Source organism: Pseudomonas sp. B21-012 (assembly GCF_024749305.1).
In the GTDB taxonomy this organism is placed as follows: domain Bacteria; phylum Pseudomonadota; class Gammaproteobacteria; order Pseudomonadales; family Pseudomonadaceae; genus Aquipseudomonas.
Genome location: NZ_CP087197.1, coordinates 4333832 through 4352140, shown reverse-complemented (window position 1 = coordinate 4352140; position 18309 = coordinate 4333832). Strand labels below are relative to the sequence as shown.

The following is an 18309-nucleotide window of genomic DNA, read 5'->3' as shown; positions in this document are numbered from 1 at the left end:
ACGCTGGGCTCGAACCCGTAGTTCAAGGAGTTGAAAATGGCTGGGAGTACATTGAAGAAGATTGTCGGAAGGGTCTATCCGTTTCGTCGGCTGGCCTTTTTTACCCAGCGCCTGATCACCAGGCCTGGTCACCGCGAAGCGCTTTCCGAGGTGGCCTGCAAGCGACTTCCAGCCAAGTCTTCTTCGAGCCCATTGCCGCAACATGAACTGGGCGAACTGGGCCGCAACGGTTATGTCATGCTCGACGACCTGGTCACCTCCGACCAGGTTGCCCAGATGAAGGAATACTTCCAGGACAAGCAGGCATTCGACCGCTGGAATGCGGCGTCGGGGTTGTTCGATCCCGCGCATCCGCCTGCAGATTGCCATACCGCGCCATTCCTCAATTCCGATATCGCGCAGTCGCCATGGGCGTTGAAATGGGCCAACGACAGTCGCGTGCTGGCGATTGTTGAGAACTGGCTGGGCGCCAAACCGACATTGTCGAACCTCAGCGTGTGGTGGTCTTACCCCGGTCATGACACCCCACAAGAGGCCGAGTGCTTTCACCGCGATGTTGATGACCTGCGTTTCATCAAGTTGTTTATCTACCTTTCAGATGTCGACGAAGGCGCCGGTCCCCACGTCTTCGTGCCGGGCAGTCACAAACATGATGGTTTCAACAAGATCCGACGTTACAGCGATTCAGAAGTGATCGAGGCCTTTGGTCAAGACGGGATCAAGTACTTTACCGGAGAGCAGGGCAGTGCCTTCCTGGAAAACACCTTTGGCCTGCACAAGGGGCAACTGCCGACGCATAAGCCACGGTTGCTGTTTCAGGCGCAGTATTCACTGCATCCCATAGGTATTTACGAATATGCACCGGTAAGCGTCGAGCTGGGTGCGCCCCTGGATAATTATATCAATCGGTTGTACGTCAAATGAAAGGCACGCTGAAGCGCTTGTTTGAAAGCTTTTTCCGACTGTCGTTGGTCAGGGCGCTGGTGCGCGCGATGATTCATGTAGTTGATCTGCTGGGACGGTTCTGGACCTTTGTCAAAATCAGGGCTGTCGCCGATATTCCACGCGGTAGCAACTGTCACTGGAGTGTCGTCCTGAAGTACCCCGAGAACATCAAGTTTCATGGCCGGGTCATGATCAGTCCCGATTGCGTTATCGGGGCAAAATCACCTGTGCACCTGGGTAATGAAGTGCGCCTTTCCCAGGGTGTGCATATTGAAACGGCCTCCCTGGATATCAATGGTCCGTTGCCCTATCAGCATGTCTCGAAGCCGGTCTGTATCGAAGACGGGGTCTGGCTGGGCGCGCATTGCATCGTACTGGCCGGGGTAACCATTGGCCGTAACTCAGTGATTGGTGCCGGCGTCGTGGTCAGCAAAAGTGTCCCGGAAAACTCGATCGTAGTCGGATCGGGATTCAGGTTTATCGAGCGGAAAGAAAGCTACTGACCTATGAATATTGTACTGATAGAAAATAGGTACAAGACCTATTTCTGGGATGCGCTGGCCAAGTGCTTCATTGCTGATGGCCATAATGTCCAGTGGATTGTACAGAACCCGCTTTTTGCACCGGCCCATGGTCAGGCCAGGCTGATCGGCTTTCCCCGAGTGAAGGACTTCAGCCCGCTGGGTGGCGACGATCTGTTCACCCGGACACGTCGGTCAGATCGTTTCGTCAATTATTTTGGCGGTCAGCCTACCCACTACCACTACTACCGGCAGGCCATCTGGCAGGCGCTGGATGACGCCAAGCCGGACCTGGTCATTGGCGAGGCCACGCTGTTTCATGAACTGCTGGCGGTAGAATGGTGCAAGGCTCGCGGAGTAGCCTTTTTTCATCCCTCCATGCCCGGCTATCCGGGAGGGCGCTACAGCATCTACGCCGCAGACAGCAAGGAGGCTATTGGTACGTCCGCGGACTGCCCGGCGGACGAGGACTGTTTTGCCCTGGCTGAAGCTATTCGCAAGCGCGAGAAGGTTCCGGACTACATGCGTCCCGCCCTGCCTTCGGATCCGGGGCGGGTGTTTCCGTTGCACGGTTCCTGGCCCAACCGGCTGACGTTGATCAAAAGCTACCTGGGGGGGGAGCGGTTCAATACGCCTTCACCGGTAAAGAAGTGGTTGCTGGACCGGGCGGTAAAAGCGCGGCTGGCGCGTTGGGCGCAACTCAGTGGCGAGCGCTTCAGCCTGGATGCCGATCAACATTACCTGCTGTACCCAATGCAGATGCAACCCGAATCCAACCTCGACCTGTGGGGACAGGATTTCCGTAACCAGGCCGAGTTGATTGCAGCGTTGGCACGAGCGCTTCCCGCCCACTGGAAACTGCTGGTCAAACTTAACCCCAAGACCAAATATGAACTGGACGATGCCCTGCTTGAACAGATCGTATCCGTGGACAATATCATCCCGGTTCCCTACGAAGTCGCAATGGGTTCCCTGCTCGAGCACGTCAAACTGATCTGTACCGTTACCGGGACTATTGCCGTGGAGGCGGTCTTGTCGCGCAAGCCACTGGTTCAATTCGGTCCAGGCGTGCTTGCCGGCGAGCCAGGATACGTACAGTTGAGTGATGTCGAAGGGATTTCGCAGGTTATTCAGGACGTGGAAAGCGGAACATTCACGCTTGCCGACGATGCGGCCAGAACCCAGTTGGTCCGCAAGCTGTATACCACCACCTTTGCCGGGCTGGTCTCCGACCCTGCATCGTTGCCAGCAGTGCTCGACCAGGACAATGTCCGGCAAATTGCAAACAACCTGGTTCGAGTGGCGGAGCAACACAGATGAAACGCACCTTGGCGTCGCTGTTGGGGTTATGCCTGCCAGCATGTGCCCTGAAGAATATGATCCTGCGCGCCCTGGGCTGGCATATCGGTGCCGGGTGCCGAATCGGATTTTCCTGGATTCGTGCCGAATCGGTCATGCTCGGCGAACGGGTTTCGATTGGCCACGGTAACTACCTGGACTGCAAATGCCTGGTCATGCGGCCGGCGGCTTACATTCAGCACTTCAACCTGGTGAAGGGCGACATCTGGGTGTTCCTGTTGCCGAATGCGGCACTTGGCAACATGAACAAAGTGTACCGGGCACGCCGTGGCGTTACTTGGGGTCGGGCAGTGTTGCGGCTTGGGGTCTACTCGAAAATCACCTCGAAACACATCGTCGACTGTACCCGAAGTGTTCGCTTTGGCGATTACTCAACGCTCGCTGGATCGGGCAGCCAGATCTGGACGCATGGATACATGCATGCGCCTTCGGGGCTGGATCGTTTTCGGGTCGATGGTAGCGTGCGTATCGGTGACAACGTCTACATCGGCTCGATGACAGTGGTCAATGCAGCAGTGTCGATCAGCGATGGGGTTACGGTCGGGGCCGCTTCCTGCGTTTCCAAATCGTTGCTCAAGCCAGGGCTGTATGTCGCGCAGCCGCTGCGCTGGATCGCCCTGGATTATGAGCAGGCCATGGTTCGCCATCCCAAAGTCGAAGTCCGGGGATTGGTGGAGCGGGTCTATAACAAGAAGCCGGGGATTTAGCGTTGCTCATCCATGCCAAGCGGCTGCTGGTACAGGCAGGTCTTTTCGGGTTATCGAAATCAGCAGTGTTGTTCGCGCCGTTTCTCGCTGCCTGGACGTTGAGCAATGCCCAGTATGGTGCGGTTGAGTGGTGGCTATCAGTGTCGATGGCGCTGGGGCCGTTGCTTGCACTGGGCATGCATGGCGTCATCGCCTACGGCACCTTGGGTGGACCTTTAGCCAGTGGCGTACAAACTGCCACCGCGTATGTGCTTATCGCCTGCGCGACGGTCATGGCTGCGAGTTGGCTGGCATTTCATCTGGTCACGGAGCCATCGCTGGCTGCTGCCGCGGTTATCGGCTTGCAAAGTGCACTTGTCGTGCTGCAACTGGCAACCTCAGCCCGGCTTAAAGCGTTGGGCAAAGGCGCGGTGGCGTCGATATTCGAGAGTGCCCTGTATCTCACCCTGCTTTTTGGCTTGGCCTCACATTGGCTGGGTGTGGACTTCATGGCCTTCTATGTGCAGGTCATGGCGCTCTGTGGCGTGCTCATGATCGGGGTATTGCTCAAGGTCTCGCAACTGCCCGGGCGTGAGGCGCTGCGTTTGGGTGCGTTGCGTGGAGTATTTCGCCACAGCTACAAGTTCCTGCTGGGAGGGGTGTTGATGGGCGCGTTCATGGGCGGCCCGCGAATAGTGCTCGGGGTACTGGACACAGAAACCACCGTTGCGGCGTTTTCAATTGTATTTCGCTGGCTGTCCATTGCCATTGTCGTGCATCAATTTATCAACACTGTGTTCTTCCGGCGCGTCTATGGCAGCGTGGTCGCATTCAGAAGTACAGCGATCATGGCTTGCGTGACGCTGGTTGCCCTGGCTGCGGCCGTTATAGCGACAGTGCTCTGGTTTGTTCCCGGGGCCGAACTCGGCCTTCCCTGGCCGTTGCCGCAAGATCGCTGGTTGGTAAGTAGCATGGCGCTGGTCATGGTGCTCTGGGCGACCAGCGCAAGCCTTGAAGGCGTTTTGGCCAGTGCGGCACGACCGGGCTTGCAAACCCTGTGTGTCGCCGCGGGGATCAGTGTATTTGTGCTGTTTGTAGGCATTGGTTACCTGTTGCCGACTGTCAGCTTCACTGGGTTGATCACGCTGGCCTGGATTGCCGGATTTCTGATGATCGTGGGCATGCAACTGTATTGGGCAGTGAAACTGGAACTGTTCACCTTCAGGCTGGAGAACATATTGAAAGTGGGTTTGCGATGACGCCGTTGTTGATAAGGCTTGCGGTGTTTCCGCCCTACCGGATTTTTCTCTGGGGTGGCTTGTGCTGTCTGTTGATCTGGTTTTTTGCCCCGATTGACTACCTGTATGAAGCTGGCCCGTCTTCGCTCTTTATCCTCGTGGCCTATGTCTACCTGTTCTTCCTGGCCTTGTTTTTTTCGGCTGGCTTGACCCGGGCGAAAGTTCTGACGCTTGAATGTGATGCGCGCTCCATTGGCCGCCTGGTGTGGCTTGTTTATGGCCTTGGAAGCGTCGGTTTGGTGCTTCGGGTTATCGAACGGATCTTTATCCGGGCCGGCGGCAATATCAGTTCCGATTTTATGGAAAACCGCGAGCTGATTGCCACCGGTGGCTCGGGCAGCATTGCGCTGGTCGGTGCGGTTTTGTCTTCATTCTTTCTATTCTTACCCATCTTCATCTGCATGATGCGGGTGGCCGGCGCGCGCCGCTGGTATCACTTTCCGATGTTGTTCTGCTGCCTGTTGTTTGCCGTTTTCGACATGGTCCTGCAGGGCTCCAGAAGTGGACTGGTGGTGTTCATGGCGACTTCGTTGACCGCTGCACTGATGACCGGATATGTCAGGCTTTCCCTGCGCAACCTGTTGCTTGGCCTTGCACTGGCCGTTGCTTTTATCTGGCTGGGGGGCATGGTCTTCTGGATCCGTACCCAGCAAATGGGTCTGGATCCGGTAGCGTCAATGGAGCTTTCCGGTTATGCCCGATTTGCCCCGGCCAGCGCTCAGGTCGTGGAGTATCTGGGGCAGAACGACAGCTCGGGTCTGGCCGGACTGATTTATGCGCTGACCCACTTTTCTCAATACATCACCCACGGGTTGTACGAGTTTTTCTATCTGGCCTCGTTAGTTGATGGAGCCAGTACCTATGGGCTGCAGAGCTTCTACATTCCCGCCAAGATCATCATGTCGGCCCTGGGTAAAGGGTATATCGAGGAGGTGTTGATTGACGGTGTCATTCGCCCGGGTGTGTACACCACGTTGTTCGGGCCCGTGGTCTATGACTTTGGCATCTGGGGTGGGGCTCTGGCATGTCTGATCTTTGCCGTGGTGCTGGGGCTGGTAGCCAGGGCCGTGAGCCGTCAGGGTATCGCCTGGTTGCCGATGTACCTGATTTTTTGTTCGTTCTTGCCGTTCTTTCTGGTCGTCAATCTGTTTGTCAGTGGTATCGGGCAGTACGCAATGATTGCCGCAGTGCTCCTGGGATTGATACTCCGCGTGTTCTATTCAACGTTGTTCAAAGCGTCTGACGCGGTGTAACAGGCAGTCGCGGCAACACATTGATTTTTTGAAAATTTGCGATGGTGATGTAGTGAATATCAGGGTAGCGGTTGTTCATGATTGGCTGGTGACATTCGCAGGTGCAGAGAAGGTGTTGGCTGAAATTATCAGTCTCTGGCCTCAGGCAGATCTGTTCTCTGTGGTGGATTTCTTTTCTGACGCCGAGCGTAAAAAGATCGGTGGCAAAGTTGCCACGACGACCTTCATCCAGCGTCTTCCACAGGCCCGCAAGCGCTATCAACTGTACTTGCCGTTGATGCCACTGGCGATTGAACAACTGGACCTGTCGGGTTATGACCTGATCATCAGCAGCAGCCACGCGGTGGCCAAAGGGGTGATGACCGGCCCTGACCAGTTGCACATCTGTTATTGCCACTCACCGATCCGCTACGCCTGGGACCTGCAGAACCAGTACCTGATCGAGTCCAACAAGAGTGAAGGGCTCAAGGGCTGGCTGGCCCGTTACCTGCTGTTCAAAATTCGCAACTGGGACGCGCGCACGGCCAACAACGTCGAGCATTTCGTCTCCAACAGCAATTACATCGGCCGCCGTATCGGCAAGGTCTACAAACGTGAGGCGACCACCATCTACCCGGGGGTGGATGTTCAGGACTTTGCTTTCACGCCTGACAAGGAAGACTTCTACCTGACCGCTTCGCGCATGGTCCCCTATAAAAAAATGGACCTGATTGTCAGGGCCTTCAGTGCCATGCCCGACAAGAAACTGGTGGTGATCGGCGACGGGCCGCAGTTCGATAAAGTCAAACAGGCGGCAGGGCCTAATGTGCGGGTTCTGGGGTATCAGCCTTTCGAGGTCCTGCGTGACCATATGCAGCGGTGTCGGGCATTTGTGTTCGCTGCCGAGGAGGACTTTGGCATCACCCCGGTCGAAGCCCAGGCTTGCGGCACGCCGGTCATTGCCTTCGGTAAGGGCGGTGCCCTCGAAACCGTCGTCGAGGGGAAAACCGGGATGTTTTTCTATGAGCAGACCGAGGCTGCGATTTGTGCCGCCATCAGCCAGTTTGAAAGCGCTGGGGATTTTGATCCGGCAAGCATTCGTGCGCATGCCGAACAATTTGCTCCCGAGATTTTTCGAGAGAGGTTCAAGCGTTTTGTCGATGACAAGTGCCAGACGTTTTTCGCTGGCTGGCGACACCATCAATAACGTGTGATGAAAGCTGGTGCTGTCGGGAGCAGACCAGCAGCCAGTCAACTTCGGGTTGGCTGCATCGATGGCGATCATGGGCAAAGAACCCAGGCGCCATAGGGCAATAACAAGCAACATTTTTATAGGACTTCCGGGGCGCGGCCAAGAGGCCGTCAGGCTCCGGAATGGGGGAGGATGTGTAGGGTATGGAACTGATCAATCGTTATCAGCCCACGTTTTCAGAGCGCTATCCGGTACCGTTCGTTGTAGCGTTGCTGGATATGTTGATTGTTATTGTGGCCTCCTTGCTTGCCCACGATTATCGATTTGCAACGTTTGACATGGCAGGCCGCTACAACACCACGACACTGCTGATCGCGGCGGTTGTTGTCCTGTGTATCACCTTTGGCGGCGGCTATGGATCGCAACGTGGCGTATCCATCTGGCGACAACTGGGCATTCTTCTGGCGTGCTGGTGTCTTGCTGCGGGAATCTTGTTGTCGCTGTCATTCTTCTTGAAAGTGTCGGGTAATTACTCGCGGATATGGTTTTCTTCGACCTTGATTCTGGGCGCAGTATTCAGCCTGTCGTTTCGCGTGATCGTTTATCTGGTCCTGCGCCAGCTGCGATCTTCGGGGATGAACCTGAAGTCTGTTTTGCTGGTAGACACCGGTGGCGAAACGGCACGGCGCCTGAACCGTACACGCAAGTTGAACGAGTTTGGCTTCAAGGTGGCGACGTCCTTCAACTATCGGGCAGACGAAAGCTGGTTGGCCGAGCTGGTCGAACAAGTTGAAAGGCATGGGGCTCATGAAGTCTGGCTGTGCTTGCCGCTTAGCGAGGGCGGCGGTATTCAGGCGGTAATGTACGCCTTGAGGCATCACACGGTGGCAGTACGCTTCATTCCGGAGTGGGGCGATATCCGCTTGCTCAATCATCGTGTCAGCTACATTGCCGGGCTGTATTCGCTGGACTTGAGCTGCAGTCCGATCGACGGGCCGGCGCAGATCGTCAAGCGCCTGGAAGATCTGGTGGTCGGCGGCCTGATCAGTCTGATGATCCTGCCGGTATGTGCCGTCATCGGCATTGTGGTCAAGCTCAGCTCGCCTGGCCCGATGTTGTTCAAGCAGTACCGCACTGGGATCAATGGGGTGCGCTTCAAGGTGTACAAGTTCCGTTCGATGGTCGTCCACGATGACAAGGACGTAACCCAGGCGACGCGCAACGATATGCGTGTGACCAAAGTGGGCGCGTTCTTGCGGCGCACCAGCCTTGACGAACTGCCACAGTTCTTCAATGTCCTTCAGGGGCGCATGTCTCTGGTCGGGCCACGTCCTCATGCACTGGTACATAACGAGTATTACAAGGACCTGGTCGAGTCTTATATGCAGCGGCACAAAGTCAAGCCGGGTATCACCGGTTGGGCTCAGGTCAGCGGTTTTCGTGGTGAAACCGACACCCTCGAGAAGATGCAGAAGCGGGTGGAGCATGATCTCTGGTACATCGATAACTGGTCGCTGTGGCTGGACCTGAAGATCATTGCCAGCACCGTGTTCAAGGGGTTCATCAACAAAAATGCGTTCTAGAAGGCGGTTTGATGTGAGTGCTGACCATGGGTAGCTACTGGAATGATGACAATCGTTGGCGGTACCTGACAGGCTGGGTGTTGGCACTGGGCTTGTTTGTGCTGATCAGTGGCAAGGTATGGTTGACCTCAGGGAGCGCGCGTAACAGTCAGGTGTATTTCCTCTTGCTGTTGCCGGCCCTGGTGTATGCAATAGCCGCCATCGCAAGCAGAAAAGTGCGCATGCCTGGTTTGTGCCATTGGATCTGGTCGAGCTACCTGGTGTGGGTCGCCTTATCCGGTTTGTGGGCAACCGGTAGTGAGCGTGATGTTCTGGCGCTGGCCAAGCGCGGTGTGTTCATAGCCTTGTTCATGGCTGCGGTTCACATCCTCGTCAATGGGTCGCCCCAGGTCTTTCGCAAGGCGCTCTACGCTGCGGTCATCGTCGTTGCCCTGGGGGCATTGGCTACGTTGTTCTTTCAGTTCTATTGGCTGGACCGCCCCTTGCACTACCGAGCCTTTCGCCTGGATCGCCTGGGCATCGGCGACTTTGCCAACTATCGCTATCCGGTCGCTGCCGGCATGTTTCATGGCGCTATAGCCAGCTGGGCGTTTGCGCTTGCAGTCGATAGAACAACTTCGTTGCGCAAGGCTGTTGCCTGGATGGCGGTGTTTCTGGTGCTTGCAGCTTATGTGCTGTTGACCTACGCGCGTGGCGCGTGGATCGGTTTAGCGGCGAGTTGTCTGGTGGCCATTTTGCTCCAGCGTTCAAAACTTGGGTGGTGGATTCTTGGTGCTGGTCTGCTAGTGTCCCTGGGCGTCGCGGTGATCTGGAAAGATCATGTACTCAACGAATTGTTGACGCGTCGTCTCTCCGGGCGTAGTCCCATCTGGGAGTATTTTTTCTCCAGTATGTCCGGCTCCTGGTTAGTCGGGCACGGGCTTGGTACTCCCTTCGCCTATCATTGGCCAGATGGCAAGACGGTGTCACCTCATGCACACAGTCTGTATTTGCAGCAAGTGTATGACAGCGGCCTGATCGCGCTGGGACTGCTATTGGCGGGGTTGGCCTGTGTATTTAAGAAAGCCTGGAGCATGCGCCGTGATCCGTTGATCTGCCTTACATTGCCCGCGCTGTGTTATGCACTGATCGTCATGCTGACGGATGTCGAGAGGATCTTCACCCGGCCGGGCGATTACTGGACCATAGTCTGGTTGCCATTGGCAGTGCTGCTTGCCGTTACTGATCAGGGCAAAAACCGCGGAAGTTGCACAGGCAAAGAGTGATCGGCCCTCGTTGCTGATGCCTTCACTACATGAAAAAAGTCGCCCATGGGCGACTTTTTTCAAGGTCTCAAGGCGTCAGTATTCAGGCGTCACTGAAGGGTAAAGCTTGACCGCCATTGTCGGTCAGGTACTTGCCAACACTATTGTTGGCGTGACGAAGTACCGAGCCTTCACCGGTAACCCGTACTGAAATGCCACGGGTATTGTCTTCGCTGCAGTGTTCCATCCAGACGGTACGTGAGCCCTGAACACTAAAGTTGATCGAGTGTTCACTCAGGCTGTCTTCGCAATGCACGCCATACCACCAGGAGATCCCCTGGCTAGCGATACTGCCGCCGTCGGCGATGTTCGTGCCAAGCGACTGTCGAATGTCGCAGCCAAGAACTGCCGCCAGGCCGCCGTCGCTCATCGACATGCCATTTTTGCCACTGCGCTGATTGCCATGGGTGTCGATATCCCCGGCATAACGTACTTTAGTGTTGATGGCGATATGTTTAGGTTGCGCGTCATCTTTCTTGCGGGAACTGATGCCATGATCCCGACTGCGATAGATTTCACAGTTGTCGAGAACAACATAGCCGCCTTCGTTGGCGATACCTGAACCCGGGGAATACCAGAACGCGCAGTTCTTGAAGACCGCCTTGGACACCAGGCCAGAGGCATTCAGTACCCACGGCAGGACACCGAGGAACAATAGGTTTTCGAAATAGGCTTCACCGCCTTGTACGCGCATTGTAGTAGTGCCGGGCTGGCGATACACAATGCCGAGGATATCTTTCAGTGCGTTGACATTAGTTGCAAGTTTTTTGCTGACATAGAGCGTGCGTTCTTTCTGATCAAAGAACCAGCCTTCCTCGCCAGCCTGTTCCAGGTCGGCGAACTCGCGCAGCGGCTTTGGCCGGGAGTATTCGTCCAGCACATTCGATACAGTAACGGCCCGTGGATCGGAGCCGGCCGGAATCAACGCGCGGTAAAACTTGCCGCCCTGGGCCCAGTCGAGCGCTTTGGGCTCAGGCCCCGGCGCGCGGATGACGGTCAGCTTGCTCAGGTCAAACGGGCCTTGGTTTGGATTGCTGGCGCCAATGAAACTGCGAGCACTGGCACCCGAGCCGTTGTCGATGCGGATCTGGAAAGGATCATGCGCGCCGGCTGCCAGCGACTCGGCATCGGCCGACGGCAGCATGGAAATCTTGTCCATGATCTTGGCCGCGTCTTTACTTACTGTAACGGTTCCATCGGCATTCAGGGCCAGCAAGTCAAACGGCAGCCAGTCCATGCCGGTTGGTGTTTTAAGTGCATTCGACGAACCCGAAACAATAACTTTCGTGGCGATCCCTGCCAGGGCAACCACGCCCAGGCCAACAATAAATTCCCTTCTACGCATTTGACTCCCCCTCACAAAGTGCGCGGGAGTTTACTACATCTGTTGTAGTGGGGCGCGTTTGCACAAGCGTTTGTGCTACAGCTACGCTCGAATACTGTTGAGACTTGTTTGGTAAAACAATCCGCTGTGGACACATTTGCGCCGACTCTCTTGCCGGTCTAGGTTTCGGTAGCAGCCAAGGAAATGCTGCTCTGCAAATTCATAGCCAAGGAGTTTCCCCATGCGCAACACCGTCCTGTCGTACCTCTTTCTGCCGCTGTTTACTGCCGTCTCGCTTTCGGCAATGGCGGCGCAACCACAAGTCGAGCCGACGGCCGCCATGGTCACTTTGCCGGTTGCCAAGCTCGACTTGAACCAGGCCGATGCCACAACCCTGCAAACCACCCTGACCGGCATTGGCAAAACCAAAGCCGAAGCCATCGTCGCCTACCGTGATGAGCACGGCGCCTTCACCTCGGTGGATGAACTGCTCGAAATCAAGGGTATTGGCAAGGCACTGCTGGATCGCAACCGGGACAAGCTCACGGTCAATTGATCACCCACAGGGAAGGAGCCGGTCATTGACCGGCTTTTTTTGGGCTGTGCGATGCCTTTGGTCGGCTCACTGGTCACCGGTGCATCGTCAGGAATCGGTGCTGTCTACGCCGAGCGCCTGGCTGCACGCGGGCACGACCTGCTTCTGGTCGCACGGGACGGCCAAGGCCTGCAGGCGCTGGCGAATGAGTTGCAGGCTCGTCATGGCGTAAGTGTCGAAGTGCTGACTGCGGACCTTGTCGAAGCCGCCGACCTTGCCCGGGTCGAGAAGCGTCTGCGTGACGACCACCGCATTGCGGTAGTGGTCAACAATGCTGGCATCGCCCTGCATGGCACCCTGGCGGAGGTTACCGCGCAACAGATCGATGCAGTGGTCGCACTCAACATCGTCGCTGTCACCCGCCTGGCTTCTATTCCTTCATTGCCGCAAGCGGCGGATTGGCAGGCGTATATCAAGGCGCGGGATGCGCTGGGGCCGAATCTTTCGCGCAGTTCGGCGGCGGCGCGCTACAAGTAACGCCGTGCGTTGCCGGGCCGTGTAGAAGGCTCAGCGATCCTGCGCATCCTTGGCATCCATCTCGGCATTGCGCTCATGCACACGTTTGAGCTGCTCCTCGGTCAAGGGCAGCTTTTTTGCGGTATCGCGCAGCAACATCAGGCCACCGACGATGGAGCCGATTGCGAGCACCAGAATCAACCAGGCATACCAGGGCATGTAATTCTCCTTTTAAACAGCAAATGACACTGCTTCACTAAATTGGAGCCAAAGCATCATTCATTGGTTCAATTATACGGGCAGGGGTGGGCCGCGGCCATTTCGCGATCATCGGCCCCCCACGGGCCGCCGCTTCGTTTACAATGCGCGCCGTTCAAGACTTGCCAAGAGACCCGCCCATGTCCGCCTGCCAGACGCCCATCATCGTCGCCCTGGATTTCCCTACCCGTGACGCCGCCCTGAAGCTGGCCGATCAGCTCGACCCCGCCCTGTGCCGGGTCAAGGTCGGCAAGGAGCTGTTCACCAGCAGCGCATCGGGCATTGTCGAAACCCTGGTCGAGAAGGGCTTCGAAGTGTTCCTCGACCTGAAGTTCCATGATATCCCCAACACCACCGCCATGGCCGTCAAGGCCGCCGCGGAGATGGGCGTGTGGATGGTCAACGTGCACTGCTCCGGTGGTCTGCGCATGATGTCGGCCTGCCGTGAGGTGCTGGCCCAGCGCAGCGGCCCGCAGCCGCTGCTGATCGGCGTGACGGTGCTGACCAGCATGGAGCGCGAAGACCTGGCCGGTATTGGCCTGGACATCGAGCCGCAGGAGCAGGTGCTACGCCTGGCGGCCCTGGCCGAGAAGGCCGGCATGGACGGCCTGGTGTGCTCGGCGCTGGAAGCGCCGGCGCTGAAGGCTGCGCACCCGTCACTGCAACTGGTGACCCCGGGCATTCGCCCGGCCGGCAGCGCCCAGGACGACCAGCGCCGCATCCTGACCCCGCGCCAGGCCCTGGATGCCGGCTCCGACTACCTGGTGATCGGTCGCCCGATCAGCCAGGCCGCCGACCCTGCCCAGGCGCTGGCAGCAGTGGTCGCCGAGATCAGGGCTTAAGCACCAGCTTGCCGAAATTTTCCCCGCTGAACAGCTTCAACAGTGTCTCGGGGAAGGTTTCCAGGCCTTCGACCACATCCTCCTTGCTCTTCACCTTGCCGGTTGCCAGCCAGCCGGCGATCTCCTGTGCCGCTTTACCGTAGTTGGCGGTATGGTCCATGACCACGAAGCCTTCCATGCGTGCACGGTTGACCAACAGTGACAGGTAGTTGGCCGGGCCCTTGACCGCCTGCTTGTTGTTGTACTGGCTGATGGCGCCGCAGATGATCACTCGCGCCTTGAAGTTCAGACGGCTGAGCACGGCATCGAGAATCTCGCCGCCGACGTTGTCGAAAAACACATCGACGCCTTTCGGGCATTCGCGCTTGAGGCCTTCCAGGACGTCCTCTGCCTTGTAGTCGATGACCCCGTCAAAACCCAGTTCATCTTTAAGGTACTGGCACTTTTCGCTGCCGCCGGCGATACCCACTACACGACAGCCCTTGAGCCTGGCGATCTGCCCGGCAATGCTGCCGACCGCGCCCGCAGCACCGGAAATCACCACGGTATCGCCTTCTTTCGGGGTGCCGACGTCGAGCAGGGCGAAGTAGGCGGTCATGCCGGTCATGCCCAGCGCGGACAGGTAGCGCGGCAGCGGCGCCAGTTTCGGATCGATCTTGTAGAAGCCCTGGGGCTCGCCGACAAAATAGTCCTGGATACCCAGGGCGCCGTTGACGTGATCGCCGACGGCGTAGCCCGGGTGTTTCGAGGCAATCACCTCGCCGACGCCCAGGGCGCGCATCACCTGGCCCAGGGCCACTGGCGGGATATACGACTTGCCTTCGTTCATCCAGCCGCGCATGGCCGGGTCCAGGGATAGATACAGGTTTTTTACCAGGATCTGGCCTTCGCCAGGTTCGGCCACCGGCACCTGTTCGTAGCTGAAGTCGTCGCGGGTGACGGCGCCGGTCGGGCGTTTGGCGAGCAGGAAGCGGCGGTTGGTCTGGGCAGTCATGGCAAGGCTCTCGATTGAAGGGCAATGCTTGTTGATAGACCTTGTTTGGCCAGGCGGCAAGGTTTACCCGCCTGGCGAATGCACGGTAATCCACTGCGCTGATCGATCCGGGGGAAGACAATCACCCAGGCCGATAGTGCACCAACCGGCGCCCTGATGATGCTGCCCAATGGCGCTGATCGCTGCCTAGACTCCTGATCACTGACCTCACTTTGTTGCAGGAGCTAGCGATGAGCATGCGTTTTTCTGGCCAGGTTGCCCTGGTCACCGGTGGTGCTGCGGGGATTGGCCGGGCGACGGCGCTGGCGTTTGCCGCCGAGGGCTTGAAAGTGGTGGTGGCCGATCTTGATGCCGTAGGTGGCGAAGGCACGGTCGAGCTGATCCGCAACAGCGGCGGCGAGGCGCTCTTCGTCAGTTGCAACGTCACCCGCGAGGCCGATGTGCGGCAGTTGATGGGGCGCACGGTCGAGGCTTACGGGCGCCTGGACTACGCCTTTAACAACGCCGGCATCGAGATCGAGCAGGGCCGCCTGGCCGAAGGCAGCGAGGCCGAGTTCGACGCGATCATGGGCGTCAACGTCAAGGGTGTGTGGTTGTGCATGAAGTACCAGTTGCCGTTGATGCTCGCCCAGGGCGGCGGCGCCATCGTCAATACGGCATCGGTGGCCGGCCTTGGCGCCGCGCCGAAGATGAGCATCTACAGCGCTTCCAAGCATGCGGTGATCGGCCTGAGCAAATCGGCGGCCATCGAGTACGCCAAGAAGAAGATTCGCGTCAACGCCGTGTGCCCGGCGGTGATCGACACCGACATGTTCCGCCGCGCCTATGAGGCCGACCCGCGCAAGGCCGAGTTCGCCGCCGCCATGCACCCGGTCGGGCGCATCGGCAAGGTCGAGGAGATCGCCAGTGCGGTGCTTTACCTGTGCAGCGATGGTGCGGCGTTTACAACGGGCCAGGCCCTGGCAGTCGATGGCGGCGCCACGGCTATTTGACGCCTGCCAGCGCAGGCTGGGCGAGCGCCTTGTGGCTGCGTGCCAGGGCCAGGCCCACCAGCAGGCAGCCAACCACTAACACCAGGCCGAACACCAGCAGGGCATTACCCGGGCCGAGGCGATCGACCAGCAGCCCGGTAAGGATGACTGGCAGGCTGAAGCCCATGTAGGCCAACAGGAAGAAGCCTGCGCTGGCGCGGTTTTTTTCCTCGCCCGCCAGGGTGTTCACCGCTGACAGCCCGCCCAGGTAAATAAAGCCATAACAGGCGCTGCTGGCGGCGATGGTGCCCAGCAGCACTGCCGCCAGCGCGCCGCTGTCGGCGCCCCAGGCCAGCAGCGCGTAGCTGCAGGGCAAGATCACCAGGCCAATGGCCGTGGCCCGCACCGGCGCCAGGCGCTTGGCCAGGGGCTGGAACAACAATCCGCAACTGATCACGCAAAAGGTCGAGAACCCCGACCAGTTGGCCAGGCCATGCTGTTTGAGGATCGACGGCAGCAAGGCAATCACCAGGCCGACACAGGCCCAGGCCAGCAGAATTGCCAAACCGTAGGGCAGGCTGCCGGCCGGGTAGCAGGGCAGGCGCAACAGCGCGGCAGGTGGGGCCAGGCGCCGGTCGGGCAATTGCCATACCGCCAGCATCGCCAGGCAGGCCAGCGCCAGGTGCAGGTAGAAGCTGCCCGGGGTCAGGCTTGGGCCACTGAGCAGGAACAGGCTGGTCAGCGCCGCGCCGAGGCCAAAGCCCAGCGAAGTGCTGGCGGTGACCCAGGTGGCGGCATGGCGGTTGTCGCCGCCGTGCATCAGTTCGCCCATGTAGGCAGTGCCGGTGGCCGACGCCAGCGCAGTGCCGATGCCCAGCAGCAGGCGCGCCAGGCCCAGGGTCTTTAGCCCCGGCGCCAAGAGCATGAGCAAGGTGGCAAGCATCGACAGGGCCAGGGCGATGAGGATCAGCGGCCGCCGCCCGACCCGGTCGGCCAGGCCACCGAGCAACAGCAGTACCGGGATTACCCCCAGCACATACCCGCAGAAGGCCATGGCCGTGGCCCCGGCGCCCTCACCGGAAAGCTCGGCGTAAGCGGTGTACAGCGGTGCCTGCAGGTTGACCGCAAAGGTGATCAGACACAGGGCGAAGGCCAGGAGGGCGGGGTGGCGCGGGGTAGGCATGGTTCGGCTCCTTGTCGATGGGCCGACTATCCGGTGATCGCCTGGGCGTCACAAGGCACACTGGCGAGGGTTTTGTGGTTAACTGTTCGGACAAAATCAGCGAACACTTTGCCATGCACCTGAGCCTCGATCGCCACTCCTCCCGCCCGCTCGTGCAGCAACTGAGCGAGCAATTGCAGGCCTGGATCGAACACCAGCGCCTGCGCCCGGGTAGCCGCTTGCCGTCGATTCGCCAACTGGCCCGCGAGCAGGGTGTCAGCCAGTCCTGCGTGATCGAAGCCTACGACCGGTTGGTGGCGGCGGGCTGGCTGCAGGCGCGCCATGGCGCCGGATTCTTCGTCGCCGAACAGCGCCTGCAGGCGTCGCTGGTTGATCAGCCGATCCATGACGAGGCCTTCGACAGCCGCTGGCAGCAGTTCACCGATGATCCCGGCGAACTGCTCAAGCTCTGCTGTGGCTGGGTACCTTCCAGCTGGCGCGCTACTGAAGCCATTGCCCAGGCGCTGCGCCAGGTCAGCCGCGGCGCGGTCGAGGACTTGATCGACTATTGCCCGCCGCTGGGCCTGGCCAGCCTGCGCACCCAGTTGCACAAGGGCCTGGGGCAGATCGGCATCGACGCCGCGCCCGAGCAGATCCTCACCACCCAGGGCGCCAGCCATGCCCTCGATTTGCTGGTGCGCACGTTGCTCAAGCCCGGCGACAAGGTGCTGGTGGAAAGCCCGGGCTACTACAACCTCTACAGCCTGTTGCGTCAGCATCACGTCGACATGCTCGAAGTGCCGCGTACCCCGCAGGGGCCTGATCTGCAGGTGCTCGAGGCGCTGCTCAAGCAGCACCGGCCACGTTGCCTGTACATCAACAGCCTGTACCAGAACCCCACCGGCAGCAGCCTGTCGCCCAAGGTCGCCTATCGCTTGCTGGAGCTGGCACGCGAACATGACCTGCTGATCATCGAGGACGACATCTACGCGGACTTTCAGGACGGTGCGGTGACGCGTCTGGCAACCCTGGACGCTGAACAGCGGGTGATTTACCTGGCGAGCTTTTCCAAGACCCTGAGCAGTTCGCTGCGGGTTGGCTACCTGGTGGCCAGGGCGGAACTGATTGCGCGCCTGGCGGAATTGAAAATGGTCAGTGGCCTGGGGACTTCGCGGTTTACCGAGCAGGTGGTGGCGCAAATGCTCGGCAACGGCAGCTACCGCAAAAGCACGGCGCGTCTGCGCCTGCGCCTGGCCCAGCACATGGCCAAGGCGCTGGGCCAACTGGAGTCCTATGGCTGGGAGGTATTTACCGAGCCCTATGGCGGCATGTTTGTCTGGGCGCGCTGCCCGGGACGCAGTTTTGCCGAGCTCAGCCGCGAGGCCCAGGCCTGTTCGGTGCTGTTGGCGCCGGGCAGTGCCTTTGACCCCCAGGGCGCTGCCTGTGACTGGCTGCGGATTAATGTCGCCTATGCCCAGGACCAGCGCGCGCAGGCGTTCTTTCAGCGCGCCGGACGACCTCGGCAGTTCTGAAAACGACGCAACTGTAGCTTTTTGCCATTATTCCGACGCCGGGATCTTGTGCCGC

18 protein-coding genes are annotated in these 18309 nt (G+C 58.9%); 14 read left to right on the top strand and 4 right to left on the bottom strand.

The window, feature by feature from the left end; genetic code table 11:
- Positions 1 to 36: 36 nt before the first annotated feature.
- The 9 genes from LOY37_RS19850 to LOY37_RS19810 all read left to right on the top strand — a co-directional run bounded on the left by LOY37_RS19850 (position 37) and on the right by LOY37_RS19810 (position 10081).
- Entirely contained in the window at positions 37 to 924 is an 888-nt protein-coding gene (locus LOY37_RS19850) for a phytanoyl-CoA dioxygenase family protein (RefSeq protein WP_213603520.1), read from the top strand.
- Complete coding sequence (locus LOY37_RS19845; RefSeq protein ID WP_249744408.1) at positions 921 to 1448, top strand: DapH/DapD/GlmU-related protein; 528 nt, start codon at positions 921 to 923, stop codon at positions 1446 to 1448. The genes LOY37_RS19850 and LOY37_RS19845 overlap by 4 nt, the downstream gene beginning before the upstream one ends.
- Positions 1449 to 1451: 3 nt before the next feature.
- Complete coding sequence (locus LOY37_RS19840) at positions 1452 to 2786, top strand: capsular biosynthesis protein (protein WP_258715571.1); 1335 nt, start codon at positions 1452 to 1454, stop codon at positions 2784 to 2786.
- Complete coding sequence (locus LOY37_RS19835) at positions 2783 to 3532, top strand: hypothetical protein (RefSeq protein ID WP_258607680.1); 750 nt, start codon at positions 2783 to 2785, stop codon at positions 3530 to 3532. The genes LOY37_RS19840 and LOY37_RS19835 overlap by 4 nt, the downstream gene beginning before the upstream one ends.
- 2 nt (positions 3533 to 3534) lie before the next feature.
- Positions 3535 to 4770 carry a hypothetical protein gene (locus LOY37_RS19830; RefSeq protein ID WP_213603525.1) on the top strand — a complete coding sequence of 412 codons (1236 nt, stop codon included), beginning with the start codon at positions 3535 to 3537 and terminating at the stop codon, positions 4768 to 4770.
- Entirely contained in the window at positions 4767 to 6062 is a 1296-nt protein-coding gene (locus LOY37_RS19825) for a hypothetical protein (RefSeq protein ID WP_258715570.1), read from the top strand. Before LOY37_RS19830 ends, LOY37_RS19825 begins: the two co-directional genes overlap by 4 nt.
- A 58-nt stretch (positions 6063 to 6120) precedes the next feature.
- The gene (locus tag LOY37_RS19820; protein WP_258610740.1) at positions 6121 to 7248 is read left to right on the top strand and encodes a glycosyltransferase family 4 protein; all 1128 of its coding nucleotides are present in this window, start codon (positions 6121 to 6123) and stop codon (positions 7246 to 7248) included.
- 194 nt (positions 7249 to 7442) lie between these two features.
- The gene (locus LOY37_RS19815; protein WP_082075420.1) at positions 7443 to 8816 is read left to right on the top strand and encodes an undecaprenyl-phosphate glucose phosphotransferase; all 1374 of its coding nucleotides are present in this window, start codon (positions 7443 to 7445) and stop codon (positions 8814 to 8816) included.
- Between the two features lie 26 nt (positions 8817 to 8842).
- Positions 8843 to 10081, top strand: a complete 1239-nt coding sequence (locus LOY37_RS19810; RefSeq protein ID WP_258715569.1) for an O-antigen ligase — start codon at positions 8843 to 8845, stop codon at positions 10079 to 10081.
- Positions 10082 to 10163: 82 nt separating this feature from the next.
- On the opposite strand, the gene LOY37_RS19805 is transcribed toward LOY37_RS19810, so the two are convergent.
- Positions 10164 to 11465, bottom strand: a complete 1302-nt coding sequence (locus LOY37_RS19805) for a right-handed parallel beta-helix repeat-containing protein (RefSeq protein WP_258594507.1) — start codon at positions 11463 to 11465, stop codon at positions 10164 to 10166.
- A 220-nt stretch (positions 11466 to 11685) separates the two neighbouring features.
- Here LOY37_RS19805 and LOY37_RS19800 point away from each other — a divergent pair, with 220 nt between their 5' ends.
- Positions 11686 to 12000: a helix-hairpin-helix domain-containing protein gene (locus LOY37_RS19800; RefSeq protein WP_045195325.1), complete on the top strand. Its 315-nt coding sequence runs from the start codon at positions 11686 to 11688 to the stop codon at positions 11998 to 12000.
- Positions 12001 to 12051: 51 nt separating this feature from the next.
- Positions 12052 to 12516 (top strand): SDR family oxidoreductase, encoded by a 465-nt coding sequence (locus tag LOY37_RS19795; RefSeq protein WP_258715568.1) that lies wholly within the window; start codon positions 12052 to 12054, stop codon positions 12514 to 12516.
- 30 nt (positions 12517 to 12546) lie between these two features.
- Here the strand turns inward: LOY37_RS19795 and LOY37_RS19790 are convergent, their stop codons facing one another.
- A complete protein-coding gene (locus LOY37_RS19790; RefSeq protein ID WP_010224101.1) occupies positions 12547 to 12714 on the bottom strand; it encodes a DUF2897 family protein in 168 nt (55 codons plus the stop codon).
- 179 nt (positions 12715 to 12893) lie between these two features.
- Between LOY37_RS19790 and pyrF the strand changes: the two genes are divergently transcribed.
- Entirely contained in the window at positions 12894 to 13595 is a 702-nt protein-coding gene (gene pyrF, locus LOY37_RS19785) for an orotidine-5'-phosphate decarboxylase (protein ID WP_038994059.1), read from the top strand.
- Here pyrF and LOY37_RS19780 read toward each other — a convergent pair.
- Positions 13585 to 14589, bottom strand: a complete 1005-nt coding sequence (locus tag LOY37_RS19780; protein WP_258715567.1) for an NADP-dependent oxidoreductase — start codon at positions 14587 to 14589, stop codon at positions 13585 to 13587. The two genes, pyrF and LOY37_RS19780, sit on opposite strands and share 11 nt — an antisense overlap.
- A gap of 230 nt (positions 14590 to 14819) precedes the next feature.
- On the opposite strand from LOY37_RS19780, the gene LOY37_RS19775 reads away from it, so the two are divergent.
- Positions 14820 to 15581 carry an SDR family oxidoreductase gene (locus LOY37_RS19775; RefSeq protein WP_045195319.1) on the top strand — a complete coding sequence of 254 codons (762 nt, stop codon included), beginning with the start codon at positions 14820 to 14822 and terminating at the stop codon, positions 15579 to 15581.
- Here the strand turns inward: LOY37_RS19775 and LOY37_RS19770 are convergent.
- Positions 15574 to 16743: an MFS transporter gene (locus tag LOY37_RS19770; RefSeq protein WP_258715566.1), complete on the bottom strand. Its 1170-nt coding sequence runs from the start codon at positions 16741 to 16743 to the stop codon at positions 15574 to 15576. The two genes, LOY37_RS19775 and LOY37_RS19770, sit on opposite strands and share 8 nt — an antisense overlap.
- 113 nt (positions 16744 to 16856) lie before the next feature.
- Here LOY37_RS19770 and LOY37_RS19765 point away from each other — a divergent pair, with 113 nt between their 5' ends.
- Entirely contained in the window at positions 16857 to 18254 is a 1398-nt protein-coding gene (locus LOY37_RS19765; protein WP_258717213.1) for a PLP-dependent aminotransferase family protein, read from the top strand.
- Positions 18255 to 18309 lie beyond the last annotated feature (55 nt).